We start from the raw sequence: 14,152 nt of genomic DNA on the forward strand, positions 1-14,152 counted from the left end.
CGGCACTGACATCGACGCGGCGCAGCACGAGGTCATCGCCCGACATCGACGCACGACATCGGCGGTGGCGCGTGCTGGGCCGACGGTGATCGGACGGGGTGCGGCGCGGCCCCGCGACCTCGCCGGGCCGCCACCCCCACCGGTGCCGAGCCCTGTCACGCGCCGTCGGCGGGCGCTCCCAGCCGCTTGTAGAAGATCGTCGTCGGATGCGGTTCGCCCGATGGCGTCAGCGCGTAGTCGGGTATCGCGCCGAGCCGGGTCCAGCCCGCCGAGAGGTAGAGGTGCTCGGCGGGACTGCCGGTTTCGGTGTCCAGGTGCAGGAGGGTGATTCCCGCGGCGGCCGCCTCCGTCTCCGCGGTCGCCAGGAGCGTACGGCCGAGGCCCCGCCCGCGGCCGTCCCGGTGGACCATCAGTTTGACGAGTTCGGCGCGGTGGCGGCTGTTGGGCTTGTCCGGGAAGGCCAGGGCGACGGTGCCGAGCAGCCGGTCGTCGTCGTGGGCGACCCAGACCGCGAGGTGCCCGGCCGAGACCGCGGCCGCGCGCTCGCGCCACCAGTCGACGGCCGTCGCGCGGTCGAGCGGCGCGAGGAATCCGATCGAGGCGCCGCCGTGCACGGTGTCGGTGAGCAGGTCCGTCAACTTGTCGAGCACATCGTGGAGTTCGGCCGCCGCGAGGCGCGTGACGGTGATCACGGCAGTACCACCGCCAGCGCGTACCGCACATCCTCGGGGCCGGGGCAGCGGAAACGCGTCGGACCCCACACCCGCAGCCGGAGGCAGTCCCCGGCGTCGAGGCGGTGTTCGATGTCGTGCGCGGTCACGTCGAGCGTGCCGTCGAGGACCCAGATGTGCTGCTCCAGCCCGGGTACGGGAGGTCTGTCGTACGCGATGTCGGCGCCGGCCACGAGCCGCCCCTCGACCAGTTCACCCCGCAGGCCCGCGTACGGCGGCGACACCGATCGCCGGACGAATCCGGAGGCCTTGTCCGTCCAGACCGCCTGATCCGCGGCGCGGACCAGCAGCGCGGGTTCCCCCTCCACCTCGCTGAGCAGGTGTGACATGGTCCGCCCGTACACATGGCACAGACGGTTCAGGAGGGAGGCCGTGGGGCTGATCTCGGCGCGCTCGGCGCGGGAGAGGGTCGACCTGCTGATCCCGCTGCGCTCCGCCAACTCCCCCAGGGTCCAGCCTCGTTCGGCCCTCAGCCCGGCCAGTCGTGCGCCGAGCCGGGCATCGACCGCGGCACCGTCATCGCTTCCCATATCCGGGATGTTATCCCAAATACGGGAAGCGGTGACGGTCAGTCGACCGTCGCCGCCTGCGTCAGGGCTTCCAGGACGGGCCGGATCAGTGGATGGCCCTCCGCGCCACGGCGTACGGCGGCGAAGACGCGGCGGGTGGGCGCGGTGCCGTCGACGGGGCGGACGACCACACCCGTCAGTTCCATGCCGCGCAGGGCCGAGCGCGGCACCAGGGCGACACCCGCGTCGGCGGAGGCGAGGGCGACGACCGCGCGGAAGTCGTCCGAGGAGTGTTCGAGGCGCGGCTGGAATCCGGCGTTCTCGCAGGCCAGGACGACCACGTCATGGCAGGGGTTGCCCGGGTACGGGCCGATCCACGAGTCCTTGGCCAGCTCCGCGAGCGGCACCTCCTCGGCATCGGCCAGCCGGTGGGTGACGGGGACGACCGCGTCGAAGGGCTCGGCGTAGAGCGGGACATGCGTCAGCCGCGGATCGTCCGCGTCCGGGGCGCCCCGGTACTCGACGGCCACCGCGATGTCGACCTGCCGGTCGAGCACCATCGGCAGGCTGGCGTCGCCCTCGGCGTCCTGGACGCGGAGCAGAATGCCGGGCGCGGTGACGGCGAGGCGGGCCAGGGCCGGGGCCACGACCAGGCCGATGCCGGTCGCGAAGGAGGCCACGGTGACCGTACCGGCGGAGCCCGAGCTGTACGCGGCCAACTCGGCCTCGGCGCGCTCCAGTTGAGCGAGGACGGCGTTGGTGTGGCCGAGCAGGATCTCGCCCGCGGGCGTCAGCCGCACGCCCTTGGCGCCGCGCTCGACGAGCCGGTGGCCCGTCTCCTGCTCCAGGGCGGTCAGCTGCTGCGAGACCGCCGAAGGCGTGAGATAGAGCGCGGCGGCCGCCGCCGTCACCGTGCGGTGGTCGGCCACCGCACGAAGGATGTGGAGCCGCCGCGCTTCGATCATGTGACCGATTCTCTCAGGTCACGCGCCTTTTCCGGCCATCGGACCGGTTGTGCGCCCCCGGCGCGGGGGCGCGTCCGCCGTCAGGCGTCGAGTTCCGCCCGCGCCGCCACGAAGGCGTCCACGGCCCGGTTCACGTCCTCGGTGGAGTGTCCCGCGGACAGCTGTACGCGGATACGGGCCTTGTCCTGCGGGACGACCGGGTACGAGAAGCCGATCACGTACACGCCACGCTCCAGGAGCAGCTCCGCCATGCGGCCGGCGACGGACGCGTCACCGATCATCACGGGGGCGATCGCGTGGTCGCCGGGGAGGATGTCGAAGCCCTCCGCGGTCATCCGGGAGCGGAACAGCGCGGTGTTCTCCGCGAGCCGGACCCGCAGGTCGTCGGCGGACTCCAGCAGGTCGAGGACCTTCAGCGAGGCCGCGGCGATCACCGGCGCCAGCGTGTTCGAGAAGAGGTACGGGCGGGACCGCTGGCGCAGCAGGGCGACGATCTCCGCGCGGGCCGCGACATAACCGCCGGAGGCGCCGCCGAGGGCCTTGCCGAGCGTGCCGGTGATGATGTCGACACGGTCCATGACCCCGTGCAGCTCGGGGGTGCCCCGGCCGCCGGGGCCGACGAAGCCCACCGCGTGCGAGTCGTCGACCATGACCATCGCGTCGTAGCGGTCGGCGAGGTCGCAGATCTCCTTCAGCGGAGCGACATAGCCGTCCATCGAGAAGACGCCGTCCGTGACGATCAGGCGGCGGCGCGCGTCGGAGGCCTCCTTGAGCTGGGCCTCCAGGTCGGCCATGTCACGGTTGGCGTACCGGAAGCGGCGCGCCTTGGAGAGCCGGATGCCGTCGATGATCGAGGCGTGGTTGAGGGCGTCGGAGATGACCGCGTCCTCGGCACCGAGGAGGGTCTCGAAGACGCCGCCGTTGGCGTCGAAGCACGAGGAGTAGAGGATCGTGTCCTCCTGGCCGAGGAACGAGGACAGCCGCGCCTCCAGCTCCTTGTGCACCTCCTGCGTACCGCAGATGAAGCGCACGGAGGCCATGCCGTAGCCCCAGCGGTCGAGCGCCGCGTGGGCGGCGGCGACGACCTCGGGGTGGTCGGCCAGACCGAGGTAGTTGTTCGCACAGAAGTTGAGGACCTCACCGGGGCGGCCGCCCGAGGTGACGCTCACGGTCGCGGACTGCGGGGTGCCGATGACCCGCTCGGGCTTGTGCAGCCCGGCGGCGCGGATCTCTTCGAGGGTGGTGCGGAGGTCGTCACGCACGGAGTCGAACATCATCAGTTCCTTAGAGTCCTCAGAGGGTCCAGTCGAGAATGACCTTGCCGCCGCGGCCGCCGGCCGCGGCGTCGAACGCTTCCTCGTAGTCCCGGAAGCCGTATCGGCCGGTGATCACGGGCGAGAGGTCGAGGCCGCTCTCCAGGAGGACCGACATCGCGTACCAGGTCTCGAACATCTCGCGGCCGTAGATGCCCTTGATCGTGATCATGGAGGTGACGATCCGGGACCAGTCGACCGGGAACTCCGCGGACGGCAGGCCCAGCATCGCGATCCGGCCGCCGTGGGTCATGTTGGCGATCATCTCGCGCATGGCCTCGGGGCGGCCGGACATCTCCAGGCCGATGTCGAAGCCCTCGCGCAGACCGAGCGTGCGCTGCCCGTCGGCGATCGTGGAGCCCGCGACGTTGAGGGCGAGGCTGACGCCGATCTTCCGGGCCAGTTCCAGTCGCTCCTCGCTGACGTCGGTGATGACGACGTTGCGGGCGCCCGCGTGGCGTGCCACCGCGGCGGCCATCAGGCCGATCGGGCCCGCGCCGGTGATCAGGACGTCCTCGCCGACCAGCGGGAAGGACAGCGCGGTGTGCACGGCGTTGCCGAACGGGTCGAAGATCGCGGCGACATCGAGGTCGACCGGGACTCGGTGCACCCACACGTTCTGGGCGGGCAGCACGACGTACTCGGCGAACGCGCCGTCGCGGCCCACGCCGAGGCCGACCGTGGCACGGCAGAGGTGGCGCCGCCCGGCGAGACAGTTGCGGCACTTGCCGCAGACCAGGTGGCCCTCGCCGCTGACCCGGTCGCCGACGTTGATGTCGGCGACGTCGCGGCCGATCTCGACGACCTCGCCGACGAACTCGTGGCCGAGCACGAGGGGCGTGGTGATGGCCTGCTGCGCCCAGCCGTCCCAGTTGCGGATGTGCAGGTCGGTGCCGCAGATCCCGGTCCTGAGCACCTTGATCAGTACGTCACCGGGGCCGGCCTGCGGCTCCGGTACGTCCGTGAGCCAGAGTCCGGGCTCCGCCTTCTCCTTGACCAGCGCCTTCACTCGACGGCTCCTGTGCGTGAGATCCCGGGAAAGGGCACGCCGAAGGAGGCCCGCACCGGGGAGAGGGTGAATTCACCCAGGAATCTGCCGTACGACCGCGCCCCGGGTCCATCGAGGATTTCTTAAGCGCGGCCCCAGCTTTCCTTCACGCCCCCGTTCTCCCTAGCCCTGCCCGGGGTCGGAGGCCGTGCCGCCGGAGTGGTCCAAAAGGGGGACCGCGGCAGCGGAGGTGACCACGTGGACATGCGAGGCCCCCCTCCATGGGGGCTCATCACCTGCGTCGAGCGGGGTCCGGGCGAGGCGGCGAAGCCGGACTCCCGTGTCCCGGCACGGCGTCAGATCCCGTGGACTCCCTCCCGCCGTTCGAGTCGCTCGACCAGTTCGGCCGCCATCGCCTTGATGGTCTCCAGTCCCGCCCTTCCCCACGGGCGCGGTTCGACGTCCACGACACAGATCGTGCCGAGGGCGATGCCGCTGCGGTCGATCAGCGGGGCGCCGAGATAGGAGCGGACGCCGAACTCGTCGACGACCGGATTCCCTGCGAAACGCGGGTAGTCGCAGACGTCCTCCAGGACGAGGGCCTTGCGGCGCACCACCACATGAGGGCAGAAGCCGTGGTCCCGGGCCATGTAGCGGCTCAGTTCGAGCTCGCTCCCGTCCGCGGCCGACGCGAGATCGGTGCCCTTGGCACCGCCGTCCGGGGTGTGCAGACCCGCGAAGAACTGCTGCTCCTCGTCGATGAAGTTGACCATCGCGTACGGCGCCGCGGCGACCCCCGCGAGGCGGTCCGCGAAGGCGTCGAAGGCGGGCTCGGAGCGCTTCCCGAGACCCAGCCCGCGCAGCCGCCGCACCCGGGCGGGAGCGTCCCTGTCCTCCGGTGTGAGCAGCAGACGACCGGCCGGCCGCGGCGGGTCGTAGGTCATGTACGGGCTCCGTGGCTCGGGGAGTGGACCGGCGCGTGGGCCAGGAGGTGACGGACCAGGGCGAGCAGGGTCTGCACCCCGGAGCTGGAGATCCGGGCGTCGCAGCACACGACGGGGATCTCGGGGTCGAGGTCGATGGCCGCGCGCACCTCGGCCGGGTCGTAGCGGTACGAGCCGTCGAACTCGTTGACCGCGACGATGAACGCGAGACCGCGCTGCTCGAAGAAGTCGACGGCCGCGAAGCAGTCCTCCAGGCGTCGCGTGTCCGCGAGGATCACCGCGCCGAGCGCGCCCTCGGAGAGCTCGTCCCACATGAACCAGAACCGCTCCTGCCCAGGTGTGCCGAACAGATAGAGCACGTGTTCCGGATCCAGGGTTATGCGGCCGAAGTCCATCGCGACGGTCGTCTCGACCTTGTTCTCGATGCCGTCGAGCCGGTCGGTCGCGGCGCTGACCGTGGTGAGCAACTCCTCCGTACTGAGCGGCGCGATCTCGCTCACCGCGCCGACGAACGTCGTCTTGCCGACCCCGAACCCTCCCGCCACCAAGATCTTCAGTGCGGTGGGGAAGGGGTCAGAGCTGTCGTCGTAATCCATCGAGCACCGCCTCCAGAAGTGACCGGTCAGTGGGGTTGTGGTGGAACTCCGGGGGCTTCGTGGTGAGCGCCCCGCAGTCGACGAGGTCGGACAGCAGCACCTTGGTGACCGCCGCCGGCAGCTTCAGATGGGCGGCGACCTCGGCGACCGAGACGGGTGCCCGGCAGCGTTCGAGCGCCTGGCTGTGCTCGGGGCCGAGGCAGCCGAGGGGTGTGGCTCCGGTGGCCATGACCTGGGAGAGGAGGTCGAGCGCGGTCGTCGGCCTGGTCCGGCCGTTGCTGACGGTGTAGGGGCGCACCAGGCGTCCCGCCGCGTCGTCGAGCCAGGGCCCGTCGCCGGCCGCGGCCGCGCTCAAGACCTCATCGCCGTGGGTGCGACGGCGTGTTGCCGGGGTGCGGTGACCAGATAGGGCCGGACGCTCTTGACCAGCATCGCCATCTCGTAGCCGAGCACGGCCGCGTCGGCCTCGCGGCCCGCGAGCACGGCGAGACAGGTGCCGGAGCCGGCGGTGGAGACGAAGAGCAGGGTCGAGTCGAGCTCGACCACGACCTGGCGCACTTCACCGCCGTCCCCGAAGCGCACACCCGCGCTGCGTCCGAGGGAGTAGAGGCCGGAGGCCAGCGCCGCCATGTGGTCGGCGCTGTCCGGGTCGAGGCCGTGGACCGACTTCACGAGCCCGTCGCAGGTGAGCAGCACCGCGCTCGTGGTGTGCGGAACACGCTGGACGAGGCCGCTCATCAGCCAGTCGAGGTCGGATACGTGGCCGGTCGGCGCATCGCTCGCCATGGGGGATCGACTCCTTGAGGTACGAAGGTCCGCGGGAGCGGTGGGGGTGGGTGTGGGGGTGCTCATCCGGCCGGTGCGCTCCCGTCGTGCCGGCCGGTGCGCTCGTGTCCGGACGCGGTGTCGCGGGTCCCGGGCGGCGCCGGTGCGTGCGCCGTACCGGCCTCGTCCGGGCCGCCCGTCGGCGTGCCGTCCTTCCGGGGTACGTCCAGGGGGTCGCCGCCGTCTGCGGGGGTGCTCCTGGACAGCTCTCCTCGGGCCTGGACCGCGCCGTCCCGGTCTCCTCGGGCCTGGACCGCGCCGTCCCGGTCTCCTCGGGCCTGGACCGCGCCGTCCCGGTCCCCTTGGACCGGGATCGCGCCGTCCCCGCGCCGTGCTTCCAGGCGCGCCCCGTCCGGGAACGACGCCGGGGCGCCCTCCGCGGCCGTGGGCGCTCCCCGGGAGGGCTCCGGCCGTTCCCGGCCCGCCCAATCCGCGTCGGCGGCCTCCGCGAGCCCGATCCCGCGCTGGAACGCCGCCATGAGCCCCGGGTCGTGCCCGACGAGATACTCGTTGTCCCGGCGGGGAGCGGGGCCCTCGCGCAGTTGGGGGACGATGTGCTCCTGGGCGCGCCGCCGGGGCAGATGGGGCTTGCCCATGGTGCCGCGCCCGACGCCGGCGCGCGGTGTGGGCGGCATGCCCGCGCTCTCGGCGGCGGCGAGCCGGTCCTCGGGGCGGATGCCGGGTACGGCCTCGGCCGGATTGGGCCGCTCCGCGCGGGCACCGCGCACGGGCAGCGGTGCGGAACCGCCGCGCCCCGCGACCGGTGCGACACGCGGGCGTGCCTGCTCCGCCCGTGCCTGCTCCGCCCGTGCCGGCTCGCGCGCGGGCTGCCGGGGCGACTGGCGGGGTACGGGGGCCACCGGGTGGCCACCGGGAAGGACCGGGACCCGTACCGGTTCCGACTGTGCGGGCCCGGCTCCGATGGCCGGGCGGTGCTGCCCACCGTTCGTCCCGTGCGGCGGTGCCTGCGTCACGCCCGCGTGTTCGACGGCGCCCGGCGTCGGGCCCAACAGACCCTGCGGGAGCACGAGTACGGCCTGGACGCCGCCGTAGATGTTGCCCTGGAGCCGTACGTGGATGCCGTGCCGGCGGGCGAGCTGCGAGACCACGAACAGGCCGATGCGGCCGTCCTGGAGGAGGCCGGCGACGTTGACCTGGTCGGGGTCGGCGAGCAGGGCGTTCATCTTGGCCTGTTCGGCCGTCTGCATGCCGAGCCCGCGGTCCTCCACCTCGATGGCCAGTCCCGAGGTGACGAGGTTGACGCGCAGCAGCACTTGGGTGTGCGGGGCGGAGAACACCGTGGCGTTCTCGACGAGTTCGGCGAGCAGGTGGATGACGTCGGCGACCGCGTGGCCGCGCAGGGTGCCCTCGATCGGGGGCACCAGCTTGACCCGCGAGTACTGCTCGACCTCGGCGATCGCGGAGCGCAGCACCTCGGTCATGGAGACGGGGTTGCTCCACTGCCGGCGCGAGACGGCGCCGCCGAGGACGGCCAGGTTCTCGGCGTGGCGTCTGATGCGGGTGGCCAGATGGTCGACGTGGAAGAGTCCCTTGAGGAGGTCCGGGTCCTCGATCTCGTTCTCCAGCTCGTCGAGGATGGAGATCTCGCGGTGCACCAGGGACTGCAGGCGCCGGGCCAGATTGACGAACACCTCGACCTTCTGCTCGCTGCCCGCGTGGCTGGAGAGCTGCGAGGCCTGCACGACGGCCACGACGGCACCGTCGTGGGCGCGGGAGATGTCGGCGGCGAGGAGTTCGAAGTCGTCGGCGTCCTCCGGAGGACGGCGGCGGGTCCTGCGCGCGGGCGGGTCCTCGCCGCGGCGCAGCCCCTCGACGACGGCGCGCAGATCGGTCTCGGCGCGGGCGCTGGCGCGGCGCAGGGCTCCTACGCGTTCCCGTACGGACGTGGCGGCGCGATCGGCGGCCACGGCGGCGATCAGGATGCCGGCCAGGGCCACGCCGACCGCTCCGGCGAGGACGGCCCACAGGATCGGGCCGGGCCGGGCGCCGGTGGAGCGGACGGTGAACAGGACGGCGGCGCACGCGCTGAGGGCCACCGCGGTCGGCGGCAGGACCGCGAGGCGCAGGAGCTGGGGCCGCAGGTGCGTCTCGGGCAGCGGAGAGGTGGCACGGGCGGCCGGTCGTCCGTGCCGCCCGCCCTCACGGCGGTCTGCGCGTGCGGCCGGTGCGCGAAGGTGAGACATCGGCGTCCTCGTACTGGATGCGTCGGGGGCACGGAGCTCCCGCGGGTCTGCGCGACTCGGGCGTGTGCCATCGCGGTGCCGGTCGGGAGAGCCGAAAAAATCGGCCCTGCGTCGCCCGTCGGCAACTGACAGTAGTCGCCAACGCATCATGTGCGGTGGGCTGTTGACAAACTCCCCCAGGTAGCGTCCCGCTCTGGTATGAGGCTTCGTACGGCTGACCGATAACCATCTCGGACGCATGTTCGCGTCGCACCCCGGACCCGATCAGGGCTGGTCAGAAGCGGTCACAAGCAAAAGGCGAGGGCCGAGGAGCGTTTCGCTCCTCGGCCCTCGCCGCAGATCGGTCGATCAGCCCGCGGGCACCGTTTCGGGCTCTCCGGTGCCCTCCGCCGAGCCGTCGGCGACGTCACCCGGAGTGTCGGCGGCGACGCGCTCCTCGACGACCGGCCAGCCCTCCTTCGGCGTACGGGCCACGCCACGCCACCACGGCTCGGAGGGGACGGTCTCGGCCGTGGGCTCGAAGGGCTCGCCGGGCCGGGGCAGCGCCACGCGCGCACCGACCGCGCGGGCGGCGGCCAGCGTGCCCTCGCCGGGGTCGGACCAGGCGTGGGTGGAGAGATTGAACGTCCCCCAGTGGATCGGCAGCATCACTCCGGAGGGCTCCCCGCCCTGGAGGTCGAGATGGGAGCGCATGCCCTCCTGGGGCGTCATGTGGATGTCGGGCCAGAAGTCGCTGTACGCGCCGATCTGGATCATCGTGGCGTCGAACGGGCCGTGGGCGGCGCCGATGTCCTTGAAGCCCTGGAAGTAGCCGGTGTCGCCGCTGTGATAGATCCGGTGGGTATCGCCCTCGGCGACCCAGGAGGCCCAGAGGGTGTGCTGGGTGTTGCGCAGGCCGCGGCCGCAGAAATGGCGCGCCGGTGTCGCCGTCAGCGTGATCCCGCCGACCTTGGTCGACTCCTGCCAGTCCAGCTCGCGGATCCGGTCCGCCGAGACGCCCCAGTACTCCAGATGCGCTCCGACGCCGAGCGGCACCGCGAACACCGTGTCCGTGCCGGCCAGCGCCTTGATCGTGGGCATGTCGAGGTGGTCGTAGTGGTCGTGCGAGATCACCACGACGTCGACCGGGCCGAGCGCGGCCAGCGGCAGGGGGACCGGGTGGAGCCGCTTGGGACCGGCGAAGGCGAACGGAGAACAGCGCTCGCCCCAGACCGGGTCGAACAGCACGCGGTGGCCGTCGATCTCGGCGAGGACGCTGGAGTGCCCCATCCAGGTGAGCCGCAGGCCGGTCGCGGCGGGCCTGGCCAGGTCCGCGAGGGTCGTCGCGTGCACCGGCACCGTCCCGGTCGGGGAGCGGTGGGCACGCTCCTCGCTGCGGAAGTAGACCTTCGCGAACTCCAGCATCGAGCCGTCGGGGCGGGTGCGGGCGGTCTCCGGGTTCTGGAAGACACCGTCCGCGAAGTTCGGCGAATTGCGGATGCGCCGCATGCGCGCACCGTCCGGATCCGCGCCGAAGGCGGCGGGCCGCAGCGCGCGGAGCCCGGAGCTCAAGGTACGGAAACCGGTCACGGATACCTCCAGATGGAGTCGGTCAGGCTTTCATTATGGTCGTCGCCTCTGACAGCGCCGGGTCGCCCCGGTCACAAAGCGGTGTCCGTGACACTGGGTCCGTATGTGCTCAACCCCGGCGTGCCCGCACTTCTTCCGCCCGGGGGAAACGTTCTGGTCACCGGCGGTCGCCCGCGGGCGACCGCCGGTGACCCGGCACCGTACGGCTCGGTCTCGTCCCGTACGACTCGGTCCGGGTACGGCACGGGTTCACCGGGCGGGGCCGTGGCGCCTCGCCCGACGATCGATTCAGTACGTTGACATGACCCGGGGCCGCTTCCGATACTGACTCGTGATTCAGTAAACCGGTCATCGTCCCGGTGGCCCCAGGGCCGCGCCGGCCCGTCCACCCCTGGAGACCCCGTGTCCGACCTGCCCGCCGAACCGGCGAGGACCGAGGGCGCCCCGGGCGTCCCGCGGCACGTCGTCGCGCGGAGCCTGTGATGGGCGAGACGCTCACCGGGGGCGAGGCCCTAGTCCGCGCCCTGTGCGGCCACGCCGTGACCCGGGCCTTCGGTATCCCCGGCACGCACAACCTGGAGATCTACCGCCACCTGTCCGCGTACGGCATCCGGCACGTCCTGACGCGCCACGAGCAGGGCGCCGGATACGCCGCCGACGGCTACGCGCGCGTGACCCAGCGCCCGGGTGTCGTGATCACGACGACCGGACCCGCCCTGCTGAACGCGGCGGCCGCCGTCGGCCAGGCGTACTCGGACAGCGTGCCGCTGCTCGTCGTCTCCCCCGGGATGCCGTTGCGTCACCCGCGGCTCGCCACCGGTCTGCTGCACGAAGCGCGCAGTCAGACGGAGGCCCTGCGGGGCGTGGCCGCGTTCAGCCATCGCGTGTCCTCGGTGGCGGAGATCGACGCGGCGGTGGCGCGCGCCTTCACGCTGTTCCGCACCCGTCGGCCGCGCCCCGCGCACATCGAGATCCCCCTCGATCTGCTGGAGGCCGCCGAGGAGACCGGTCCCGTCCGCCTCACCCCTCCTGTCGTCCCCCTCGCCCCCGCCCCGGCGGCCGTGGAGCGGGCCGCCGAAGCCCTGCGCGGGGCGCGCCGTCCGGCGTTCGTGCTCGGCGGCGGAGCGCGCGGCGCGGCCCTCCCCGGCATCGCCCTCGCGCTCGCCGAGGAACTGGGCGCTCCCGTGCTCACCACGGCCAACGGCAAGGGGATCGTCCCCGAGACCCACCCGCTGTCCCTCGGCGTGTCGCTCCACAGCCCCTCGGTCCAGAAGTGGCTCACGGAACGCGACGCCGTTCTCGCCGTCGGCACCGAACTCGCCGAGTCCGATCTGTGGTCCGCCCCGCCCGCCCTGAACGGCACCCTGATCCGCGTGGACCTGGACCCGGACCAGATGTACGCGGGCCTCCCCGCGGACATCGCCGTCGTCGGCGACGCGCGACTCTCCCTGACGGCCCTGCTCGCCGCCGTCGCTCCGCCGGGCGGTGTACGCCGTCACGCGCGCGTGCCCGACGAGGACCCCTTCCACGCGCGCGTGCCTGACGAGGACCCCGTCCGGCGGACCGGAGCCTTGCGGGCCGCGCGGAACGCCGAGACCGTCGGGCGCGACGCCCGCTGGATCCCGTATCTGCGGGCCCTCCGTTCCGTCCTCGCCGACGACGCGGTGATCACCTCGGACAGCGCCCAGTGCTGCTACTACGGAGCGCTCCCCCATCTCCCGCTGGGGCCCGAGGGCCGCTATCTTCACCCGACCGGCTTCGGCACGCTCGGCTACGCGCTGCCCGCGGCGATCGGCGCCAGGACGGCGTTCCCCGACCGCCAGGTGGTGGCGCTCAGCGGGGACGGCGGCCTCCAGTTCACGGTGCAGGAACTGGCGACCGCGGCACAACTGGGCCTCCCGCTGCCCGTCGTGGTGTTCGACAACGGCGGCTACGGGGAGATCCGCGACGAGATGGCCGCCCGGGGCGACACCCCCACGGCCGTCGACCTCGCACCGGTGGACCTGCCCGCCCTGGCCCGCGCCTACGGAGGACAGGGCACGCGCGCGTACAGCCCCGACGAGCTGACCGCCGCGCTCACCGTGGCACTGCGCACCCCCGGCCCCACCCTGATCGCCATCCCCGAGGAGACCCGATGACCGCCCCCCTGATGACGCTCACCTGGACGGACCATGTCACCGGCCGTCCGGGCTACCTCGTCGTCGACCGGCTCGTGCGCGGTGTCTCCAGCGGCGGACTGCGGATGCGGCCCGGCTGCACACTGGAGGAGGTCACCGGGCTGGCCCGTGGCATGACCATGAAAGAGGCCCTGCACTACAACCCCGAGGGCCGCTACATCCCGCTGGGCGGCGCCAAGGGCGGTATCGACTGCGACCCCCAGGACCCGGCCGCGTACGGCCTGCTGGTGCGCTATCTGCGCGCCATGCGCCCCTACATCGAGGCCTTCTGGACCACCGGGGAGGATCTCGGGCTCAGCCAGGACCTGGTGGACCGGGCCGCCGAGGAGGCCGGGCTCGTCTCGTCCATCCAGGCCGTGTACCCGCTGCTCGACGACGAGACGGCGGCCCGGAAGCGGCTCGCGGACGCCTTCTCGGTCGAGGTGGACGGCATCGGCCTCGACGAGCTGGTCGGCGGCTGCGGCGTCGCCGAGTCCGTGCTCGCCGCCCTGGACCGGGCCGGGGTTCGGTACGCGGGAACGCGCGTCGCCGTACAGGGACTCGGCACCATGGGCGGGGCCACGGCGCGCTTCCTCGCGCGCGCGGGGCTCAGCATCGTGGCCGTCGCCGACGTCAAGGGAACCATCGCGAACCCGGACGGCCTCGACGTGGAGGCGCTGCTCGCGGCACGGGACGCGTACGGGACGGTCGACCGCGCGGTACTGCGCCGCACCGACCGTGAACTCCCCGGTGACGCCTGGCTGTCCGCCGACGTCGAGGTGCTGGTGCCCGCCGCCGTCTCGTACGCGATCGACTCGGCGAACCAGCAAGGGATCAGGGCCCGTTGGATCGTCGAGGCGGCCAACATGCCCGTCCTCGCGGACGCGGAACTGCTGCTCGCCGCGCGCGGGGTCACCGTGCTGCCGGACGTCGTGGTCAACTCCGGCACGAACGCCTGGTGGTGGTGGACCCTGTTCGGCGACATCGGCGCCGACGCGGACGAGGCGTTCGCCCACACCCGGCGTTCCATGCGCGCCCTGATCGACCGCACGCTCGCGCGCGCGGAGGCCGACGGCACGACGCCGCGCGCCGCCGCCCACGCGATCGTCACCGACCGACTGCCGGTCATCGCGGAGCGGTTCGGCTGGTACCGGTGAGGACGCGAAGCCACTGACCGCCCGCCAACCCGAACTCCTCGGACCGGGCGGCGGCCCCGCCGCCCGGCCCGCGGTGCGGCCCCGCGGTGCGGCCCCGCGATGCGGGCGCGCCATGCGGACGCGCCGAGGTCGGCGATTCCCTGGTGGGAATTGAGACGTGGAGCGGGCCGCAGCAGAGTCGGTGTCGTCAGAGCG

General features: G+C 72.7%; 13 protein-coding genes. 2 read left to right on the forward strand and 11 right to left on the reverse strand.

Translation table 11 applies throughout. From position 1 onward, the window contains the following. Positions 1 to 155: 155 nt before the first annotated feature. From ACIQRL_RS27885 to ACIQRL_RS27935, 11 genes are all read right to left on the reverse strand, one after another. Positions 156 to 689, reverse strand: coding sequence for a GNAT family N-acetyltransferase (locus ACIQRL_RS27885; protein WP_401337031.1), 534 nt, complete (start codon positions 687 to 689; stop codon positions 156 to 158). Then, positions 689 to 1,261, reverse strand: a complete 573-nt coding sequence (locus ACIQRL_RS27890; protein WP_401336714.1) for a helix-turn-helix domain-containing protein — start codon at positions 1,259 to 1,261, stop codon at positions 689 to 691. Before ACIQRL_RS27890 ends, ACIQRL_RS27885 begins: the two co-directional genes overlap by 1 nt. Positions 1,262 to 1,299: 38 nt before the next feature. After that, a complete protein-coding gene (locus tag ACIQRL_RS27895; RefSeq protein ID WP_401336716.1) occupies positions 1,300 to 2,205 on the reverse strand; it encodes a LysR family transcriptional regulator in 906 nt (301 codons plus the stop codon). An 80-nt stretch (positions 2,206 to 2,285) separates the two neighbouring features. Further along, on the reverse strand, positions 2,286 to 3,479 hold the full coding sequence (locus tag ACIQRL_RS27900; protein WP_401337032.1) for a glycine C-acetyltransferase: 1,194 nt from the start codon (positions 3,477 to 3,479) through the stop codon (positions 2,286 to 2,288). Positions 3,480 to 3,498: 19 nt separating this feature from the next. Continuing rightward, positions 3,499 to 4,527: an L-threonine 3-dehydrogenase gene (tdh, locus tag ACIQRL_RS27905; RefSeq protein ID WP_401336717.1), complete on the reverse strand. Its 1,029-nt coding sequence runs from the start codon at positions 4,525 to 4,527 to the stop codon at positions 3,499 to 3,501. A 335-nt stretch (positions 4,528 to 4,862) separates the two neighbouring features. Then, positions 4,863 to 5,450 (reverse strand): GAF domain-containing protein, encoded by a 588-nt coding sequence (locus ACIQRL_RS27910; RefSeq protein ID WP_401336719.1) that lies wholly within the window; start codon positions 5,448 to 5,450, stop codon positions 4,863 to 4,865. Beyond that, on the reverse strand, positions 5,447 to 6,046 hold the full coding sequence (locus ACIQRL_RS27915; protein WP_401336720.1) for a GTP-binding protein: 600 nt from the start codon (positions 6,044 to 6,046) through the stop codon (positions 5,447 to 5,449). Before ACIQRL_RS27915 ends, ACIQRL_RS27910 begins: the two co-directional genes overlap by 4 nt. Further along, complete coding sequence (locus ACIQRL_RS27920; protein ID WP_401336722.1) at positions 6,024 to 6,401, reverse strand: DUF742 domain-containing protein; 378 nt, start codon at positions 6,399 to 6,401, stop codon at positions 6,024 to 6,026. The genes ACIQRL_RS27915 and ACIQRL_RS27920 overlap by 23 nt, the downstream gene beginning before the upstream one ends. Then, positions 6,398 to 6,832 (reverse strand): roadblock/LC7 domain-containing protein, encoded by a 435-nt coding sequence (locus ACIQRL_RS27925; protein ID WP_401336723.1) that lies wholly within the window; start codon positions 6,830 to 6,832, stop codon positions 6,398 to 6,400. Before ACIQRL_RS27925 ends, ACIQRL_RS27920 begins: the two co-directional genes overlap by 4 nt. 62 nt (positions 6,833 to 6,894) lie before the next feature. Then, positions 6,895 to 9,075, reverse strand: a complete 2,181-nt coding sequence (locus ACIQRL_RS27930) for an ATP-binding protein (RefSeq protein WP_401336724.1) — start codon at positions 9,073 to 9,075, stop codon at positions 6,895 to 6,897. A 348-nt stretch (positions 9,076 to 9,423) separates the two neighbouring features. Then, the gene (locus ACIQRL_RS27935; protein ID WP_401336725.1) at positions 9,424 to 10,644 is read right to left on the reverse strand and encodes an MBL fold metallo-hydrolase; all 1,221 of its coding nucleotides are present in this window, start codon (positions 10,642 to 10,644) and stop codon (positions 9,424 to 9,426) included. A gap of 482 nt (positions 10,645 to 11,126) precedes the next feature. Here ACIQRL_RS27935 and ACIQRL_RS27940 point away from each other — a divergent pair, with 482 nt between their 5' ends. Continuing rightward, entirely contained in the window at positions 11,127 to 12,782 is a 1,656-nt protein-coding gene (locus tag ACIQRL_RS27940; RefSeq protein ID WP_401336726.1) for a thiamine pyrophosphate-binding protein, read from the forward strand. Further along, positions 12,779 to 13,957: a Glu/Leu/Phe/Val dehydrogenase dimerization domain-containing protein gene (locus ACIQRL_RS27945; protein ID WP_401336727.1), complete on the forward strand. Its 1,179-nt coding sequence runs from the start codon at positions 12,779 to 12,781 to the stop codon at positions 13,955 to 13,957. The genes ACIQRL_RS27940 and ACIQRL_RS27945 overlap by 4 nt, the downstream gene beginning before the upstream one ends. Positions 13,958 to 14,152: the final 195 nt, after the last annotated feature.

The sequence above is a fragment of the Streptomyces sp. NPDC091209 genome (assembly GCF_044757755.1).
Classification (GTDB): domain Bacteria; phylum Actinomycetota; class Actinomycetes; order Streptomycetales; family Streptomycetaceae; genus Streptomyces.

Bases quoted from the DNA above. Each gene is read 5' to 3' on its own strand.
- ACIQRL_RS27890 (WP_401336714.1), bottom strand. From the start codon at position 1,261: ATGGGAAGCGATGACGGTGCCGCGGTCGATGCCCGGCTCGGCGCACGA.
- ACIQRL_RS27910 (WP_401336719.1), bottom strand. From the start codon at position 5,450: ATGACCTACGACCCGCCGCGGCCGGCCGGTCGTCTGCTGCTCACACCG.
- ACIQRL_RS27925 (WP_401336723.1), bottom strand. From the start codon at position 6,832: ATGGCGAGCGATGCGCCGACCGGCCACGTATCCGACCTCGACTGGCTG.
- ACIQRL_RS27940 (WP_401336726.1), top strand. From the start codon at position 11,127: ATGGGCGAGACGCTCACCGGGGGCGAGGCCCTAGTCCGCGCCCTGTGC.
- ACIQRL_RS27930 (WP_401336724.1), bottom strand. From the start codon at position 9,075: ATGTCTCACCTTCGCGCACCGGCCGCACGCGCAGACCGCCGTGAGGGC.
- ACIQRL_RS27895 (WP_401336716.1), bottom strand. From the start codon at position 2,205: ATGATCGAAGCGCGGCGGCTCCACATCCTTCGTGCGGTGGCCGACCAC.
- ACIQRL_RS27900 (WP_401337032.1), bottom strand. From the start codon at position 3,479: ATGTTCGACTCCGTGCGTGACGACCTCCGCACCACCCTCGAAGAGATC.
- ACIQRL_RS27945 (WP_401336727.1), top strand. From the start codon at position 12,779: ATGACCGCCCCCCTGATGACGCTCACCTGGACGGACCATGTCACCGGC.
- ACIQRL_RS27915 (WP_401336720.1), bottom strand. From the start codon at position 6,046: ATGGATTACGACGACAGCTCTGACCCCTTCCCCACCGCACTGAAGATC.